Origin of the sequence: Paenibacillus sp. JJ-223, from assembly GCF_927798175.1 — a bacterium.
Lineage (GTDB): Bacteria > Bacillota > Bacilli > Paenibacillales > Paenibacillaceae > Paenibacillus > Paenibacillus hubeiensis.
Map to the genome: position 1 here is coordinate 546,924 of NZ_CAKMMP010000002.1, position 16,454 is coordinate 563,377.

Consider the following 16,454-nt stretch of genomic DNA (forward strand, 5'->3'; position numbering starts at 1 on the left):
AATGTCTGAAATCCATGGAAAAGTCATTTTGATTACAGGAGCAAGCAGCGGAATCGGCGAAGCAACGGCGAAGCTTCTCGCCAGCCAGGGGGGCCATGTCGTCATTGGAGCCAGACGCGTGGAAAGACTGGAAGCTCTGGCATCCCTCATTGAGGCCGAAGGAGGCTTGGTCGCTTATCAACAATTGGACGTTACAAATATCGATCAGATGCAGGCATTTGTCCACTTGGCGCAAAGTCGGTTTGGTCGTGTAGATGTGGTAGTGAACAATGCCGGCGTGATGCCTCTCTCTCCTTTGGAGGCCTTGAAAATCGACGAATGGAACCGGATGATCGACGTCAATATCCGAGGGGTTCTCCACGGCATTGCTGCAGGCCTCCCCGTGATGAAAGAGCAGCAATCCGGTCACATCATTAATGTGGCCTCCATCGGTGCCTACGCAGTCTCACCGACGGCAGCGGTATATTGTGCGACCAAATACGCCGTTCGCGCCATCACGGAAGGTTTGCGGCAGGAGGTTGGCAGCAGCATCCGGGTAACGCTCGTTTCTCCCGGCGTGACGGAGTCCGAGCTCGCTGAGAGCATTTCGGACGAAGAAGCGAAGGCCCTCATGAAAACGTACCGACGCGACGCCCTCCCGGCTGCCGCCATAGCCCGCGCCATCGCTTATGCGATAGAACAGCCGACAGACGTCGACGTGAACGAACTGGTCGTTCGGCCTACAGCCCAGCTTGCCTGACGCTATCCATTGATCCCACTAACCTGCCGCTCCAAAGCGGTTGAGGTGGTTATATTTCGAAATTTAGAAAATACCTGCCGGAGCTGCCGTCCCTTGTGGTACGGTTCAGCCTTCGCGAATAAATCCCCTACTACGGATGTCTTCAAGGAAAAAGCCGCCATATCGGCGGCGGCTGCTCCGGTTATTTTCTAGAATTACTGACTTGCCTGAGTATAAGTGCATGAATACGAATCGATAAGAGTTAGACCCCGGGATTCAATAATGATGCAAGTTCCTCCTTCTTATCTTTCAGCTCCTGTTCAATCCGCTGCAGCTCACATTGCGCCTTCCGATAAGCACTCTCAGCTTGTTCAATCTGCTGTTCATACTCCTTCCTGCGCAATATGGGAATTAAGACACAGTCGTGGAACGATTCGTCTTCCCGTTCTCGAACCACCGCGTTTAGAAGAACGGGAAGTGTTCCGCCGCTGCCTGTTTTCATCATTAAATACATTTCATCCACGTGGCGATTCAGATTAATCAACGGCATAAAGTAAATCCGAAAGAAAATTTGGCTGGACCGGGTGAGCAGGGATTCAAAGCTGGTGCCTATTACCCCTTGTTTTTCATATTGTAACAAGTGACAAAAGGTCGCGTTGACGGCGCGGATCGTCCGATTTTGATCCATCGATAAGTAACCGCAGGGAGCATGATCCAACCGTTCGTCCATTTTAGGTATGCAGCTCGCTTTCCTGTCTCAATTCCATTGAGGCGAAATATTCACGGATGAGACGAATGGTTTCATCCGGATGGCTCAGGTGCGGACAATGACCCGTTGCATCCATCAGTCGAAACTCGCTCCCCTTCATCTGCTGATGGACGTAAGCACCGGCTTCCAACGGAGCGATCATATCATCGGAGCATTGCAGGATCAACGAAGGCACCACGACCTTGCCAAGTTCCTTACGGTAATCAGAGAGAAAAGTGGCTTCCGCAAAATGGCGGGCTATCTTGGGATCGGTTGCGCAAAAGCTCGTTTCCAGCTCTTCGGATAGTTCCGGCCGGTCTGCATTTCCCATAATAACAGGTGCCAGATAATTCGCCCATCCTTGAAAGTTCAAATCCATCATATCCAATAAAGCCACCAAATCTTCCCGTTCAAACCCGCCGATGTAATCCGGCAGATCGTTCATATAACGCGCAGAAGGACCTATCAGAACAAGCCGCTCAAAGTAATCCGGCCTTTGAATAGATGCCAGCATACCGATCGTTGCACCGACGGAGTGACCTACCAGAATGGCATCCTGCAATTCTAGTGCTGAACAAATGTCCAAGATATCCTGGGCATAACCGTTCAGGTCATGATAACGAGATGGATCATAAGCTTGAATATCGGACCTTCCAGAACCCACGAAGTCAAACAATATCACCTTGTACTTCTCTTCGAAAGCAGGTGCGACAAAGCGCCACATATTCTGATCACAGCCAAAGCCGTGAGCAAATATAAGAGCCTTCGAACCATAGCCGGTTACCTTGACGTTGTTTCGGATGAGAATCTGCGGGCTATCCATTGTCTCTTCCTCCTAGTTGCGATGAACTCTAGCTCTAAAAGTACATTATACCACTATATCAAGATTTACAATTTAATGCTAAAGCCCTATCCGTTGCTTGGCTCCTCGCGTGTACCCATCCCAACTAGTTGAATAAACATGGCGATCTCCCGCATCTGCCTCAAAATATATTATGATTTTGCTTTAGTTCCGGCCGCAGCAAAACGTTGCCCCAGAAATCGAACGATCCATTTTCCCCATTAGCCGATGGAGGCGACTCACTTATGAGATGGTTTGCAAAATATGGACGATTTGTCCCTCAATATTGGAATCGTCGATCATCTTGAGGTATTCAGGTTTTATCAATTGATACTGCTTCATGCGGTAGAAATCCATAATTGCTTGTTTCAAGGTGATATCATACTGAATCGAAAATGATGGCTCGATAAAGCGCCGCAGCACGGCGTCATCTTGAACCATAAACAGCACGGCATTCAATCTGTTGAAAATCTGCTGCTCCATTCCGGATTCAAAAAAAGCTTGTAAGTTTTTATTCCGATTTTGCAGGGCAGCTGACAGATTCTCAAAATGGTGCGGATAAAATTCCTTCAGATCTTGCAAGAACAAATCAGAGATATACATGGCACACATCAAAGATTGTAAAAACGTAATTTGAAACCGATCCAAAAAAGAGACGGACTCATCATTGGCCGTGGCGTCAGCTTTCTTCGAATAATCAATGTAATAATCTACAACTTGTTCGATGATGTCATCTTTGGAGGCAAAATACTTATATAGCGTCACTTTGCTGATATCCATATATTTTGCGAGATCGTCGACTTTCAGTTGGCTGAATTTCGTTCTTCTAAGGACAGGTTTTATTTTTTCTATATATGTCTCCACACTCACGGCTTTTCTCACGAATAAATGCCCCTTCCTGTGATACGTATCAAATGCATTATAACAAATTTGCCGTCTTATTATTTACACCAATAATTAAATGAATTAAGTTAACTAATTTAGTTAAATGAGTTTACTTAGTAAACTCGCTGTTGTATAATCGTTCCTGTACCTAATCATCCGATTGCGGATTATACAAAGGGAGGACGATTCAAATGGAACGATCCAGTAAAGGCAAATTCTCCGGCAAAAAAGTCGTGATCACGGGAGGCAGCAGTGGAATCGGCCTCACGACAGCGAAGCTGCTAGTGGATGAAGGAGCACACGTGATGATTACCGGACGTACTCAGGCGACGCTTGATGCGGCTCGTGAACAACTCGGCAACAACGCAATCGCGTTCTTGAGCGATGCCGCCTCATTGAAGGATATCGCCGCGTTAGCCGATCAAGTGAAGGTTGAATTCGGAACGATAGATGCCCTGTTCGTTAACGCAGGTGTCACCGGCTTTGTCCCGTTCGAGTCAACAACCGAGGAAACGTACGACGAGATTTTTACGGTCAACGCCAAAGGGTCGTACTTTACCGTACAAAAACTCTCTCCACTTCTAAGCACAGGAAGCGGGGTAGTACTGACTACTTCAATCGTAAACGTTGTGGGTCTCCCGATGCTCAGTGCGTATGCAGCTAGTAAAGCGGCGCTGCGCTCCATGACTCGAAGTCTGGCACGCGAGTTATTGCCTCGAAATATTCGCGTCAACGCAGTCAGTCCTGGCGTTATCGACACAGGTATCTTAGAGAAGGCGATGCCGAAAGAAGCTGCCGAACAGACAAAGGCACAGATGACACAGCAGATCCCGATGCTGCGTTTGGGCGATCCCGTCGAGGTCGCCAAAGTCGTAGCATTCCTGGCATTTGACGCCACCTATACCACCGGGGCTGAGTTCCCCGTCGACGGAGGCGGCTCCCAGATCTAAGGAATCCAGCATCTAACCCTGTGACCATGCGGCCGGTTCGCTTCCGTGACTACGGGGAACCGGCCGATGTCTTGCGTTTGGAGAGTTGGCAATTCCAGAACAAGACCCGGGACGCATACGCTTGAGCGTATTTTGAAATATGAGGGGGGGACATCCATTGAATACGAATCAACGGGAACATATCGCATTGATTACAGGCACGAGCCAGGGAATCGGCTTGGCACTAGCCCGAAAACTTCTATCGCAGAACTGGCAGGTCATTACTTTGAACCGTTCCGATTTACCGGCGGACGATATGCTCATACAAAATGCCCTCAAGAACGGATGGCTCCGAACCTATAAAGTGAAGGATCTCACCGATTATGGCAGCTTGAGACACACTTTGGAAGAAATCAAAAGCAAAGAGCAGCGGATAGATATGTTGTTCAACAACGCCGGAGGAGGCTTAAGTGAGCTGCGCTATTCGAAACAAGGCCGCGAAATGCATTATGAGTTGTTGACGGTCGTTCCTTATATCATTCTGATGGAATTGAAAGAGCTTTTGAAAAAAGGCAGTTTAAAAACGGTGATTAACACTTCATCGCAGGTGTTTAGATTTACGAAGGAGTTTTCGATCGAAAACTTGGAGCATCCCACAACCTTCCGCAAAATGTACGGCCCTTATGCAACTTCAAAGCTGGCTCTTTCGTTGTGGACCCAAGCCGTCGCACCACAACTTGCCAAGGAAGGCATCAAGATCCGCAGCGTTGATCCGGGAATTAATAACACGCTAAGAAAAGGGAAAGATTCCGGGCTGACCGGATCGTTTGGACTGTTTATGAAGCTCTTTGCCTCTCCGCCTACCCATGGCGCCAACCTGTTATTTGAAGCAGCACTCGGTAAACACCGCAATGAAACCGGCGTGTTTTTGTTGAAAGATCGGGTGACCGACTTGAAGTTTACAGAGCACGCGCAGGGTGTGCTGGACAGAATCTCCGACATATATAGCCGTGAGTTTCTTGGTGGGAGTGTTCTTCATGGCTGAGTTCCAGAAGAACGTTGCTTAGGAGACGATTTTCCGAGGCCATTTAGGGAGCCGACCGCTCACATCCATCGGCTAGCCAGCGTGGGTCATTACTGCCTGAAGGACGCGACGGACGAGATCGGACATCTCATTGCAGACTTCATCCGACCTCATTGAAGGCTTCTGTCGGGATATCGCTTTAAGGGACACCCTTATGGGTGCCCCCTTCATCGGTTGTGAGTATGCCTCATTTTTATGGCGGACTCACCTTGTCTAATGTAACCTGGAGTCCCCCTAATAAGGTTATTGAGCCAGCACCCGCAACAACTTCCTCCTCTATTGCCCACCTTCTAGACAACTCCTCCTAATCAAAATCTCGCTTTCCTTCACCGTACAAGAAACTTAAACCAGAGTAGATCCGCCATCTACGACAATGATTTGACCGGTGGAATATTTCTCGCGCATTAAGTAAAGAAATGCCTCAGCACCGTCCTCCGGTTCGCCGACTCGCCCAACCGGCAATGATTTCCCAGCATCTTCATACATCGCGTTCCGGTGTTCCTCTGGAATACCGTCCCACAACTCGGTACGCATAAGGCCGAAGCAAACGGCGTTGACGCGAAGCGGACTCAGCTCGACGGCCAACGCCCTGGTGAGTGACTCAACAGCGCCGCATATGCTGGCTGAGACAGTAAACCCCTTCTGCGGACGAACTCCGGCAACGCCCGTAGTCAACGTAATTGACCCTCCCCTTCTGATGTTTCGGCTGCCGTATTTGGCGGCCATAAACGCTCCCCAGTATCGCACGTTAAACAATCGGCGTGCTGTATCGACATCGGTGGTGCCCAGACTTTCAACCATCAATGGGTCGCCGGCAGTAAAGACCAAGTGATCGAATTCCCCGATTTCGCTGAAAAATTGACGAACTTGTTCCTCATCTGTCAGATCAATCGCATACCCCTGGGTACCTTCGGGCAAACGCGAAACGGCACGGTCAGCTTTTTCTTTTTGACTGGACCCGACGACTAAGGATGCTCCTTCACATGCAGCGGCTTCCGCTGCCGCAAACCCGATTCCGGACGTTCCTCCAAGAACAACAACACGTTTGCCTTTGAAACTATACCCACGTTCGATCTGTTCTGATTTCACCATAAATTCTCCTTCGTATTCTATGATTGGACTGACCTTGCAATATGATTCTCTTCAGCCGCGAACAGCTAATCCATGCGAACGGTACAGCTTGTCTTATCTCCGACTCTCCTTCACGACGGAAGATAAGTAGATTATAATGAGTCATAAAATCGGCAAATAGGTCTGGATTTATAGTATTGCCGTGAACACTGCTATAAATTCTATCACCCTATGGAGAGGGAACTTCGTGATGAATGATGAAAGAAGACGTAAACAATTGGCTGACTTTCTCCGGTCACGCCGCTTGCGTTTATCCCCGATAGAGGCGGGTCTGCTGGTTGAAACATCGCGCCGTCGCATAACGGGCTTAAGACGGGAGGAAGTCGCGAGCTTATCAGGCATTTCCTTGCCGTGGTATACCGCACTGGAGCAAGGCCGGGACATTCATGTGTCTGAGCAAGTCTTGGAAAGCTTGGTACGAACATTACGGCTTAACAGCGACGAACGCAACCACCTGCTCGTATTGGCCAATCATTCCTCGCTTCCTCAGCCAAAAGCGAATGATTCCGTCCCCACTTCCCTGCAGCGGATTCTGGACAGAATGGGGACCTACCCGGCCTACATTATCGATAGGCACTGGAACGTTCTCGCATGGAACCGAATATCAGGTACGCTGTGCGGAGACTTAAGCCGAGCCCCGGAGCTTGAAAGAAATATGCTCTGGCGCGTCTTCGAGGTAGAGGAGAACAAGTCTCGGATCGTTAACTGGGAGAATGTCGCCTCTACGATGGTGGCTCATTTCAGAAATCGGTTTGCCTTGTATATGAACGATTCGTGGTACCAAGAGCTATTCGACAAGTTATATGACAGAAGCGAAGAGTTCAAGACGTTATGGGATCGACAAGAGGTTTCCGGTATATTGGAAGGGGAACAAATAATCCGTCTTCCAGAAGCTGGCCTGCTGACTTTCCGTTACCATACGTTTACAATCTCTGAAAGCAGCGCTTTTGCAATGAGGGTGTTCACGCCACTTGAAAACTCGGGGACCGACGAACAGTTGGAAGAATTGCTAAAGTAAGTTCATGATCCCAAAACAACATTTCTTTGCTGCCGCAGTTTTCTGCATGAAGGCCCTATGTTATCGTGAATGAAAAAGTACCGCACATGCAAAAACCGCACAAATCCTGATCACGCTAGGTGGCCGGACTCGGGCGGTTTTCATTTTGAACAGCTAAATCTTCTTTTTTACCGGCCGTAACACTGCATAACCATATCCCTCTGGAAAATGCCGCTGGTAATCCTGTTTGATCTCCTCATCCCATTCATATCCCATTTCTTTGGGGTCGAATTTCGATGCAGCTTCTTCAACGGTTCTCATCACAGCACCATTATCCTTCAGGTAATCGAACGGCGGGTGGAAAAAGACCAGGTACTCCGATTCCGGGATATCCCTGCATTCCATTCCTGCCGGAATGGGTCCATCGTACTCCGATGAAACAGGGATTCCATACAAGTATCCCTTCTGACCGTTCTGATAAAACCATCCTGCCGTCTGACCGAGCTGTCCGGGGAGGACGTGGTTCGACATACTCTCTAACGTGCCACTGATTTCATCACAATTGTGGCCATGGTTCCAGAAATCTCCGTAGTTTTGTACACAAATGTCCCAGATGCCGATAAATTTGTGCGCCGGAATGAACTCGACTTTGATCCCAACCGGTTGCAAATGTACATTGCTCATCTTTTCGCGCTCCTTGATCCAATAATGATAAGGCGAGAATACCTCCTGACGAATAGCCAGCTTAATAGGCCTGGGCGCTTTTCGGTAGGCTGTCGGAGTAAGCTGAAAAGCCTTGCTGAATGCTCGTGTAAACGCTTCTTGCGATGAAAATCCGTACTTTACGGCAATATCCAGAATCCGCTGGTCCGTGTCACGGAGCTCCAAGGCGGCACGGCTGATTCTTCGGGTCCAGACGTAATCGCGTAATGTCATTCCAGTTAATTGGTTGAACTGCCTGGAACAATAATAGGGGGAATAGCCGAGCTGCTCCGACATATTTAAAAGAGACCTGCTTTCTGTTATGTTAGCCTCCACCCAATCCACCATAAGCTGCACCATTTCGTTCCATTCGTACATGGACGTCCTCCCTCCTTTCCCCTCAATCATATCACCAGCGATTGTGGCATATTTGATTCCAGTTGCATAACAAAAACTTGTCTGTAACGGTTAAGTTTTTGGGCCCTCATTTGTGGTAACAGACCAAAAGCGAGAAATGGCGGAGCAGGGATGAACTCCCTGGCGCCGCCATTCCTTTAATTCTGCTGATTTTTTTATAAAGTGAACTGAACTCGAATCGCTGCTTTTTAAGCTCTGACAATTTCTTGGGATGTATTTCTTAGGCATTCTCCGCCGTAACGGGGTTAACTGCAAAGAGGGAATGAATGTTGCCTTCTGGATCTGCAAAGAAGCCCGTGGTGTGCCCCCAGGACATCACCTTCGGCGCTGTTATCCCTGTAGCCCCTTTTGAAACAAAATCATCATACATCACATAGACATCCTCAGGAGAATCACATTCGAAGTTAAGCTCAAAAGCTTGCCCTCTACGCTCTTCTACAAAAGAATGGTGGCCGTTTGTGTTATCCGCCATTAAGGGTGCCGCGAAAATGGCCAGACGAACACCATCATTCTCAAATTCAGTGTAATGTTCTTCTTCTACAAGAACCTTAAATCCCAGGACATCACGATAAAATCTAGTCAATCTAGGGACATCAAGCGCCAAAACAGTGATTCCTTCTAATTTTACTCCCATGCCCATACCTACACCCCTCCAGCATCAATTTAATCAAATTCTGTCATCGGATATCATTACTATGAAATATTATATATCATCCTCATCCACTCTTACATATTAAAGTATAATATACAAAGTCTTCCTCAACCTCCGGTACGGTTCTCCGTGCTGTCCAATCTCCCTCTCGGAATGGAATTCCTCCAGAATCAGATACCTGCCGGCTTAACGGGGTGTCGGCGAACCGCTTAAGTCGAGAAGCATTCTCCAAAGCATGTCGCGTAAAGGGAATGGTTACTACAATACCAAACGGTTGAAGGCAAAAATAAAAATGAGCCCGGTACAGTACCGAACTCATTTTGAGAAAGCTGCCTGATGAAATCACCGCGTCTAACTTTTGGGGGCACTTCAATCATATGGCTTTTTCTTTTTCAGCGACTTGGCCCAATCGTATATCAAAATTCCTACATTTAGAATTAGTTGTTTAATACTTTTGGCTCCTCATTTGCAGGCCCTACAATCGTGTTTCCGCCGAAACTGAGATGCTGACCATACTTCTCTACGATAAAGCTGTTAAACGATCCATCTGCATTCATTGTCGCAATGACTGTGGGAGCCCCTTTTTTGGTGAACGTCATTTGATCCTTGTCCCATGCATTTGTTCCCCTTGCTCCCTTATATCCTTTCAGATCCAGATTTAGCATCGTTTTTGCGTCTTTCACTGCATTCTTCATTAATGTATCCAACGTCAGATTCTTGATCTTTGCATCTTTTGCTTTTTCATCCTTTTGGAATTCTTCGTAATTATCTATGCTTTTACCATTACTATGATGTACGCCGGCTTGGAGCAGTTCCAGCGTTTGTTCTTCAATGGCAAAGCTCACATTCATCGTTTTTGATTTATACTTATATTGATACACATTCGGTTTGCCATCGAGGACAAACACACGATCCAACTTTTCTCCTTTCTTTACCTTACCATTGGTAAGCTTGGATAATACCTGAGCAGCCTTCTTCTGCACGCTTGCCGGGGCATCGTCAGGTGCATAATTTACGCCATGCAGCTCTCCGTTGTCTTCCATATAAACTTGTTTATTTTGTTTGGCATTCGATGAGATGGTACCCACATAGTAGGTTGACTCTGAGATATCCACATACTTTGGTGTTTCCCCTGGGAACAATGCTTCCCACGTTTCCTTCAGTTTGGTTTGATATTTCCCACCGTTTAACTCTTCATAATTGATTTTAATACTGATATTTTCGAGCTTTCCATTCTTTTTATAAGAAATCGTATCATATTTGAAATTCTCTCTTTTAAAATTCACAAAATCTTTCATGGCTGTTCCCTGAACTAACTTATAGGTATTTCCTGTTAGCTCTTTCAGTTTATCCTGAGCCTGCTGCATAAGCTTTTGATCCACCTTAACATCCTGTGAAGCATTGATATTTACCTTGTTAGGCGAATCTGCCTGAACAGGTGTTTGGCACCCCAGCAAACTTCCTGATAATAAGGCTACTCCGAGTATAGGGAAAATTTTCTTTTTGTTCATATCAATGAACTCCTTTCTTTTGCTACCTCATGGTTATACTGAAATATAAGTGCATCTCCAAGCCGCTTTTCAATACATATCAGTCAATTAACAATTTGAGTTCTTCATTTGGGGGACCTACGATGGTCATTCCGTAAAAATCGATTTCCTGATTATACTTATCAATGGTAAAGCTGCTAAACGATCCGTTTTTATTAAATCTGGCAGTAACTGAAGGCGCCCCTTTTTTGGTGAACGTCATATAATCTTCATCCCATGCATCTGCACTTCTTTCTCCCTTATATCCTTTCAAATCCAGATCCAACATCGTTTTTGCGTCTTTCATTGCGTTCTTCATTAAAGTGTCCAATGTCAACTTCTTCATCTCTGTACTCTTTTCTTTTTCTTGTTCCTGGAATTCTTCATAACTATCTACACCTTTACCATCAGTATGGTATACATCGACTTGGAGCAGTTCCAGCGTTTGTTCTTCAATGGCAAAGCTCACATTCATCGTTTTTGATTTATACTTATATTGATACACATTCGGTTTGCCATCGAGGACATACATACGATCCAACTTGGCCCCCTGCTCGACATTTCCATCGATAAGCTTGGAGAATACCTGATCAGCCTTCTTCTGCACGCTTGCCGGGGCATTGTCAGGAGCATAATTTACGCCATAAACATCGCCATTCTCTTGCATATAAATTTGCTTGTTTTGCATAGCATTCGATGAGATTGTACCCTCATAGTAGATTGACTCTGAGATATTCACATATTTCGGTTCTTCCCCTGGGAACAAAGCTTTCCACGTTTCCTTCAGTTTGGTTTGATATTTTCCACCGTTTAAATCTTCATAATTGATTTTAATACTGAACGTTTCGAGCTTTCCATTCATGTTATAAGCAATAATATCGTCCTTGAAGTTCTCTCTTTTAAAATGGATAGCATCTTTCGTAGCCGTTCCTTGAATTAACGTATACGTATTTCCTGTCAATTCTTTAAGTTTATCCTGAGCCTTTTGCATAGGGGTTTGCTCTGATTTAGCACCTTGTTCGATGTTTGAATTTACGTTGTTATATGCATTTGATTGATTCGACGTATCAAATCCAAGCAAACTCCCTGATAATAAGGCTGCTCCGATGATAGGAAAAATTATTTTTTTGTTCATATGAATAAACTCCTTTATTTTTTATTTACTTACACAAAGTTTTTAATGGAACTCTTCAGCCACGTTGAAATAAATCTATGAAATCAGCAGTCACCACCCCCTCTCATTGCATTGATTAGTCCGTTCCTTTTTCAGATAACTGCTTTAGCTCAATTTTAATTGAATAGATCGTTCCTTTAGAGGTGAATAGCGCAGTCACGTCTGGAGAACCCGCTTTTGTGAACGTTAATGTATCAAACCTTGATTCAAGTTTGGATACGTTATAATCAGCCAAGTCCAAATTCATCCAGGCTTTAGCCTGTTTCACGGTTTCCTCATGAATCATGTCCAGCTCAATTGCTTTTGTTTTCTCAACTAAATCATGATATTTATTTTTATCGTCCAATTGATTAAGTTGATCCGACAGCGGAAAAGCTACAATCCTTGTGATCTGATTCGTATTTTTTTGTACATCAATGAGGATCGAACCCTCGTGTGTATGATACACGAACTTATACACCGGATTCTGATCGGGTCTTAAGACCATTTGACTTACTGACCGTTCACTTTCTTTAAAATCCCCAACTTTATGAAAAGCTTGGTCCGCTGCATCTTTTGCAGCATCTGGAACCTGCTCCTCTCCAATCGTTTGCTGCGCATAATACCATTTACCTTGGTCAAATTCGATGGATCTGTTTTCGTTTCGCGCCTCTATGTGAAATGTGTCCGGTTTATATTCGTACATAACCACATCATTAATTCCTTCTCCTTGGGGAAAAATCTCATTCCATACCTTTTGCAGCTGACTTTTAAACTCTTGATCCTCAATGTCATCAAAGCGAATCATCCCCGAATGAAATTTCTTATTCCCATCCGAGCCTTGTACATAAATTGTATCGGCCTTCTCATTTGGATTTACTTTCATTTCTTTGGCGAACGGATTAATATATTCAAGCAAGGATAGCCGCTCTATGGCTTGAGCCATGACAGGAGTTAGAGACACACAAAAAGCAACCAATGCCGCTGCGATAACTCCCACTCTTCTTGTGAAGATCGGTTTTTGTGGTGGCACGCTTTTGGATTCAAGTTTTTCGACAATCTGTTGACTCATGCTGTGCTCTGGCGTCTCCGTATCCCGAATCATTTGCTCCACCTGGTGAATACTAACGGTTTTAGATGGATTTGGTGATCGACGCATTCACTGTTCCTCCTTCACTAACTTCCTTCGTCTGCAGTTTTTTGCGAAGGCGTTCATACTTTTTGCGCACGGTTGCTGGCTTCATATTCATGATTTCACTAATCTCGTTAAAGTGATATCGATGAATCGCCCGGAGAACTAATATATGTCTCTCTTCGGTAGTCAGTAAATTTAGAAGATCCTTCAGTGTCGTTTGACTGTCTATTTGCTGAGTCGAAGTTTCAGGCTGATCATATTTATAACGATCGATAAAACGAAACCACCTTTTTCTGCTCCTGATTTGATTCAGACTGTAGTTGTAGGCAATTTTGTACAGCCATGCCGAGAAAGTCATATTTGGACGATACTTATGGATCTGTTCATACACTCTGATAAATATTTCTTGTAGAGCATCCTCGACTTCTTCTTTGTTTTTGAGCATATGGTAACAATAGATATACATTGGTTTTTCAAAGATTTTAATAATAGAAGCGAAAGCTTCCTTATCCCCAAGTTTAGTCCTTTCGACCAGCATCTCAATTTCTTCTGGGTTTGATTCATACTCTCTGTAGTCTCTATCCAAAAGTCATACCCCCTCCTGCCTACACTCTTAAAACACCAATGCAGCTCATTTTGTGACAGCAGCATCAAAAATAATACTTGGTAACATCATCAAGGCAAGTTTTAGAGCCATCCCTAATGGGATGGCTCGGGCGCTCTTTGCATCAATTACACTTTACGTACCGTAAACCAGATGCGTTCAGATTCTGGACGCTGCCAAAATTTCCGGTTCCTTGCAAAAATTCATGAACCTCACCGATTCTGTGCTCCCCACTCGCACAGCTGCTCCAACACAGGCAGCAGCGTCTGCCCTCTCGGTGTCAGCGAATACTCCACTTTGGGCGGAATCTGCGGATACTCCACGCGCTTAACCAGCCCGTCGGCCTCCAATTCCTTAAGCTGCGCGCTGAGAACTTTGTACGTCACCGCTCCGAGCTGTCTCTGCATTTCGTTGAATCGAATCGGCTGCTTGGCGGACACCAGATACAGAATTGCCATCTTCCACTTCCCGCCGATCACTGACATCGTATAACCGAACGGTGTGTCTTGGATTACCGTTTCCTTGCCCTTCAAATCGGAAATGCCCATGTTCACACTATCCTTTCGGATAGTAGCCCACTTCTTTGTGCGTACTATCCTTTTATTTTCGCCCAGTCTATACTAGCCTTACTTTAAAGTAAAGGGGCTAAAACAATGACGACCATTCAAACATACAACCATAATCTCTGGGATCACGGAATTTCGCAGGGGTACCTTGTCGACAGCACGCTGTATATCTCGGGACAGTTCTCCCATAACGCCGAGGGCGAGTTCGTCGGAGCAGGCGATATTCGGGCACAGATGAAGCAGACGCTGGAGAATTTGGATGCCGTGTTACGAGAGTTCGGAGCGACGAAGCATAATCTGGCTTACGTGGAGCTGTATCTGACGAATGCACAGGAGCACGGGGAAACCGCAATCGAACTGTTCAAAAAGTATGTCGGAGAACATCGGCCGGCGGGGAGCATGATCGGGGTGACTTACCTGGCATTTCCGGAACAGTGGGTAGAGGTTCGGGCTGTGGCGCATGTAGGCTAAGAAAAAAGAGAGGAGCTTCGCTTGAAGCTCCTCTCTTCGAATATTCGATTGTTCTTCCCGAAATCGTCTAAGCTTGTGGCGTTTGCTAGAGTGCAGACAGCTGCTTGATCCATCCTTCCAGCTCGTCGACCAATCCTTTTGCAAGTTCGAAATCGGTATCTTTCAAGGCCGATTCGATTTGCATTTCGACCAACTTTTTCTTTTGCTCCGTTTCCAAGTAGTCTTTATCGAAATGACTGGCATAGATCATCTGTCTGAATTTTCGCATACTCATTTTTCGAATGGTCTTATTGTCAACGATCAGCACATAATCCATCCCGTTTACGACGGAATAGAAATCGTGCGAGACCATAACGATCGCACCTTTGTAGTCGATGATGGCTTTTTCCAGCGCGATCTGTGTATAGATGTCCAAATGGCTCGTCGGTTCGTCAAGCAGCAGCAGGTTGGCTTGACTGGCCGCGACTTTAGCCAATTGGAGCATGTTCTTTTCTCCGCCGGACAACGATTCGATCTTCTGCTCAAGGATCTCTTCTTCGAAGCCGTAGTTCGCCAGATACGCTCTGACCTCGTCATAAGTTTTGAATCCGGCGTCGATGAATTCATGCAGGATCGTATTCGAATCTTGCAGCGTTTCGCCTTGAAGCTGAGATAGGTACGCCACTTTCGTATCCGCATGGACTCCGATCGAGTCGTGATGGTTTCGGAAGATGTCCCGCAGCAAAGTCGTTTTCCCGGTGCCGTTCGGACCGATGATCGCGACTTTATCCGTGGATTTGATCTCGAAGTTTACGTTTTCCAACAGCAGCTCGTCGAAGGACGCGCTATAATGGTCGACTTTTACAACAACTGCGTCTTCCATTTCATGCTCGATCCCGAAGCGGATATCCGGCTGCTTGATCTCGACGAACGGCGCTTTGATTCTGCGCGCTTCCAGTCTTTCTTGGAACTTGACTCTGGCTTTTAACGCTCGGCCTCTGGATGCTTCTGAATTATAAGTCGCGATCGCTCTGAGGTTGTCGATGATGTGATCGTATCGCTCGATCTCTTCTGCCTCAGCGACAGCGATCTCCTGCAGCTCGATTTTGGTCTGAAGCAGCGAGAAATGATATTCGACATAGCTTCCGTCAAACTCTTGAATTTCCGTATTTTCCAGGTGAATGATTTTGTTGAAGCAATGGTTTAGAAGATAGCGGTTGTGCGTAACGACCAGCAGCATGCCTTTGTGGGAGTTGATCAATTTTTTGAGCGCGTTCAGATTTTCGAAGTCCAAAAATACATCGGGTTCGTCCATGATCATCAAGTCCGGATTCGTCAGCATTTCCTTCATGACTTGAATGAGTTTGAATTCCCCGCCGCTTAAGGAGGTTACGCTAACATCTTTTAACTTCGCGAGATTGGCCAGATTCAGCTTCTTATGAATGCGGCTCTCGAAATCGTCCCCGCCCATCGATTCCAAAGCGTCCAGAGTGAGTTGATATTTCTCCATCAGCGAATCCATATCCGATGTCGTCGCCATTTCGGCATAGATCACGTTGAGCTTCTCCTGAATCTTGGTAAATTCTTCACTAATATATTCAAAAACGGTCATTTCTTTCGCCGGGTCCACCTGCGAGAACTGACTGACGTAACCGATTCGGCAGTTCGGTTCGATCTCCAGCTTGCCATCGAACAAATGCTTTTCCGGGTCCATCAGAATCTCGATCAGGGTGCTTTTCCCGCTGCCGCTTGTTCCGATAAAGGCGCAGTGCTGCCCTTCTTCAAGTGTGAACGAAATGTCGGTATACAGTTCTTTTTGCGGGAACGAGAAGGATAAGTGTTCAACTTTGATCATTGTGTTACCTTTCTTGGTAGCTGAAATGGGGTTGATTAGAGGTACTGCAGAACATGAA

At 46.0% G+C, this 16,454-nt stretch carries 17 protein-coding genes and 1 pseudogene; 6 read left to right on the plus strand and 12 right to left on the minus strand.

All coding sequences use genetic code 11. The features are described from left to right. Window position 1: 1 nt before the first annotated feature. A complete protein-coding gene (locus L6H98_RS05945) occupies window positions 2-739 on the plus strand; it encodes an SDR family oxidoreductase (RefSeq protein WP_236413586.1) in 738 nt (245 codons plus the stop codon). A gap of 241 nt (window positions 740-980) precedes the next feature. Here the strand turns inward: L6H98_RS05945 and L6H98_RS05950 are convergent, their stop codons facing one another. From L6H98_RS05950 to L6H98_RS05960, 3 genes are all read right to left on the minus strand, one after another. Then, window positions 981-1,448, minus strand: coding sequence for a PAS domain-containing protein (locus L6H98_RS05950; RefSeq protein ID WP_236413587.1), 468 nt, complete (start codon window positions 1,446-1,448; stop codon window positions 981-983). A gap of 1 nt (window position 1,449) precedes the next feature. After that, window positions 1,450-2,289: an alpha/beta hydrolase gene (locus L6H98_RS05955; protein ID WP_236413588.1), complete on the minus strand. Its 840-nt coding sequence runs from the start codon at window positions 2,287-2,289 to the stop codon at window positions 1,450-1,452. A gap of 261 nt (window positions 2,290-2,550) precedes the next feature. After that, the gene (locus tag L6H98_RS05960) at window positions 2,551-3,189 is read right to left on the minus strand and encodes a TetR/AcrR family transcriptional regulator (protein ID WP_236413589.1); all 639 of its coding nucleotides are present in this window, start codon (window positions 3,187-3,189) and stop codon (window positions 2,551-2,553) included. A gap of 194 nt (window positions 3,190-3,383) precedes the next feature. Here L6H98_RS05960 and L6H98_RS05965 point away from each other — a divergent pair, with 194 nt between their 5' ends. Then, on the plus strand, window positions 3,384-4,142 hold the full coding sequence (locus L6H98_RS05965) for an SDR family oxidoreductase (protein WP_236413590.1): 759 nt from the start codon (window positions 3,384-3,386) through the stop codon (window positions 4,140-4,142). Between the two features lie 157 nt (window positions 4,143-4,299). Then, complete coding sequence (locus L6H98_RS05970; RefSeq protein ID WP_236413591.1) at window positions 4,300-5,166, plus strand: SDR family NAD(P)-dependent oxidoreductase; 867 nt, start codon at window positions 4,300-4,302, stop codon at window positions 5,164-5,166. Window positions 5,167-5,547: 381 nt separating this feature from the next. On the opposite strand, the gene L6H98_RS05975 is transcribed toward L6H98_RS05970, so the two are convergent. Continuing rightward, window positions 5,548-6,297 (minus strand): SDR family oxidoreductase, encoded by a 750-nt coding sequence (locus tag L6H98_RS05975; protein ID WP_236413592.1) that lies wholly within the window; start codon window positions 6,295-6,297, stop codon window positions 5,548-5,550. A 229-nt stretch (window positions 6,298-6,526) separates the two neighbouring features. Here L6H98_RS05975 and L6H98_RS05980 point away from each other — a divergent pair, with 229 nt between their 5' ends. Beyond that, window positions 6,527-7,354, plus strand: coding sequence for a helix-turn-helix transcriptional regulator (locus tag L6H98_RS05980; RefSeq protein ID WP_236413756.1), 828 nt, complete (start codon window positions 6,527-6,529; stop codon window positions 7,352-7,354). Between the two features lie 153 nt (window positions 7,355-7,507). Here the strand turns inward: L6H98_RS05980 and L6H98_RS05985 are convergent, their stop codons facing one another. After that, complete coding sequence (locus L6H98_RS05985) at window positions 7,508-8,413, minus strand: AraC family transcriptional regulator (protein ID WP_236413593.1); 906 nt, start codon at window positions 8,411-8,413, stop codon at window positions 7,508-7,510. A gap of 259 nt (window positions 8,414-8,672) precedes the next feature. Beyond that, window positions 8,673-9,092: a VOC family protein gene (locus tag L6H98_RS05990; protein ID WP_236413594.1), complete on the minus strand. Its 420-nt coding sequence runs from the start codon at window positions 9,090-9,092 to the stop codon at window positions 8,673-8,675. A gap of 220 nt (window positions 9,093-9,312) precedes the next feature. On the opposite strand from L6H98_RS05990, the pseudogene L6H98_RS05995 reads away from it, so the two are divergent. Continuing rightward, a pseudogene (locus L6H98_RS05995) lies at window positions 9,313-9,441 on the plus strand (IS3 family transposase); the annotation flags it as partial. 100 nt (window positions 9,442-9,541) lie between these two features. Here the strand turns inward: L6H98_RS05995 and L6H98_RS06000 are convergent. The 5 genes from L6H98_RS06000 to L6H98_RS06020 form a co-directional block, all read right to left on the minus strand. Then, a complete protein-coding gene (locus L6H98_RS06000; RefSeq protein WP_236413596.1) occupies window positions 9,542-10,615 on the minus strand; it encodes a hypothetical protein in 1,074 nt (357 codons plus the stop codon). 79 nt (window positions 10,616-10,694) lie between these two features. Then, the gene (locus L6H98_RS06005) at window positions 10,695-11,768 is read right to left on the minus strand and encodes a hypothetical protein (protein WP_236413598.1); all 1,074 of its coding nucleotides are present in this window, start codon (window positions 11,766-11,768) and stop codon (window positions 10,695-10,697) included. A 115-nt stretch (window positions 11,769-11,883) separates the two neighbouring features. Beyond that, complete coding sequence (locus L6H98_RS06010) at window positions 11,884-12,945, minus strand: hypothetical protein (protein ID WP_236413599.1); 1,062 nt, start codon at window positions 12,943-12,945, stop codon at window positions 11,884-11,886. After that, entirely contained in the window at window positions 12,920-13,507 is a 588-nt protein-coding gene (locus tag L6H98_RS06015; protein ID WP_236413600.1) for a sigma-70 family RNA polymerase sigma factor, read from the minus strand. The genes L6H98_RS06010 and L6H98_RS06015 overlap by 26 nt, the downstream gene beginning before the upstream one ends. 230 nt (window positions 13,508-13,737) lie before the next feature. Continuing rightward, window positions 13,738-14,073 carry a helix-turn-helix domain-containing protein gene (locus tag L6H98_RS06020; RefSeq protein ID WP_236413601.1) on the minus strand — a complete coding sequence of 112 codons (336 nt, stop codon included), beginning with the start codon at window positions 14,071-14,073 and terminating at the stop codon, window positions 13,738-13,740. A 105-nt stretch (window positions 14,074-14,178) separates the two neighbouring features. On the opposite strand from L6H98_RS06020, the gene L6H98_RS06025 reads away from it, so the two are divergent. Continuing rightward, window positions 14,179-14,562, plus strand: a complete 384-nt coding sequence (locus tag L6H98_RS06025) for a RidA family protein (protein ID WP_236413602.1) — start codon at window positions 14,179-14,181, stop codon at window positions 14,560-14,562. Window positions 14,563-14,647: 85 nt separating this feature from the next. Here L6H98_RS06025 and L6H98_RS06030 read toward each other — a convergent pair whose 3' ends face one another. Then, entirely contained in the window at window positions 14,648-16,396 is a 1,749-nt protein-coding gene (locus tag L6H98_RS06030; RefSeq protein WP_236413603.1) for an ABC-F family ATP-binding cassette domain-containing protein, read from the minus strand. Window positions 16,397-16,454: the final 58 nt, after the last annotated feature.

What these genes read in the sequence shown, in the direction of transcription:
- L6H98_RS05945 (WP_236413586.1), top strand. Translation starts at nt 2, where the DNA reads ATGTCTGAAATCCATGGAAAAGTCATTTTGATTACAGGAGCAAGCAGC.
- L6H98_RS05950 (WP_236413587.1), bottom strand. Translation starts at nt 1,448, where the DNA reads ATGGACGAACGGTTGGATCATGCTCCCTGCGGTTACTTATCGATGGAT.
- L6H98_RS05955 (WP_236413588.1), bottom strand. Translation starts at nt 2,289, where the DNA reads ATGGATAGCCCGCAGATTCTCATCCGAAACAACGTCAAGGTAACCGGC.
- L6H98_RS05965 (WP_236413590.1), top strand. Translation starts at nt 3,384, where the DNA reads ATGGAACGATCCAGTAAAGGCAAATTCTCCGGCAAAAAAGTCGTGATC.
- L6H98_RS05975 (WP_236413592.1), bottom strand. Translation starts at nt 6,297, where the DNA reads ATGGTGAAATCAGAACAGATCGAACGTGGGTATAGTTTCAAAGGCAAA.
- L6H98_RS05980 (WP_236413756.1), top strand. Translation starts at nt 6,527, where the DNA reads ATGAATGATGAAAGAAGACGTAAACAATTGGCTGACTTTCTCCGGTCA.
- L6H98_RS05985 (WP_236413593.1), bottom strand. Translation starts at nt 8,413, where the DNA reads ATGTACGAATGGAACGAAATGGTGCAGCTTATGGTGGATTGGGTGGAG.
- L6H98_RS05990 (WP_236413594.1), bottom strand. Translation starts at nt 9,092, where the DNA reads ATGGGCATGGGAGTAAAATTAGAAGGAATCACTGTTTTGGCGCTTGAT.
- L6H98_RS06000 (WP_236413596.1), bottom strand. Translation starts at nt 10,615, where the DNA reads ATGAACAAAAAGAAAATTTTCCCTATACTCGGAGTAGCCTTATTATCA.
- L6H98_RS06005 (WP_236413598.1), bottom strand. Translation starts at nt 11,768, where the DNA reads ATGAACAAAAAAATAATTTTTCCTATCATCGGAGCAGCCTTATTATCA.
- L6H98_RS06010 (WP_236413599.1), bottom strand. Translation starts at nt 12,945, where the DNA reads ATGCGTCGATCACCAAATCCATCTAAAACCGTTAGTATTCACCAGGTG.
- L6H98_RS06020 (WP_236413601.1), bottom strand. Translation starts at nt 14,073, where the DNA reads ATGGGCATTTCCGATTTGAAGGGCAAGGAAACGGTAATCCAAGACACA.
- L6H98_RS06025 (WP_236413602.1), top strand. Translation starts at nt 14,179, where the DNA reads ATGACGACCATTCAAACATACAACCATAATCTCTGGGATCACGGAATT.
- L6H98_RS06030 (WP_236413603.1), bottom strand. Translation starts at nt 16,396, where the DNA reads ATGATCAAAGTTGAACACTTATCCTTCTCGTTCCCGCAAAAAGAACTG.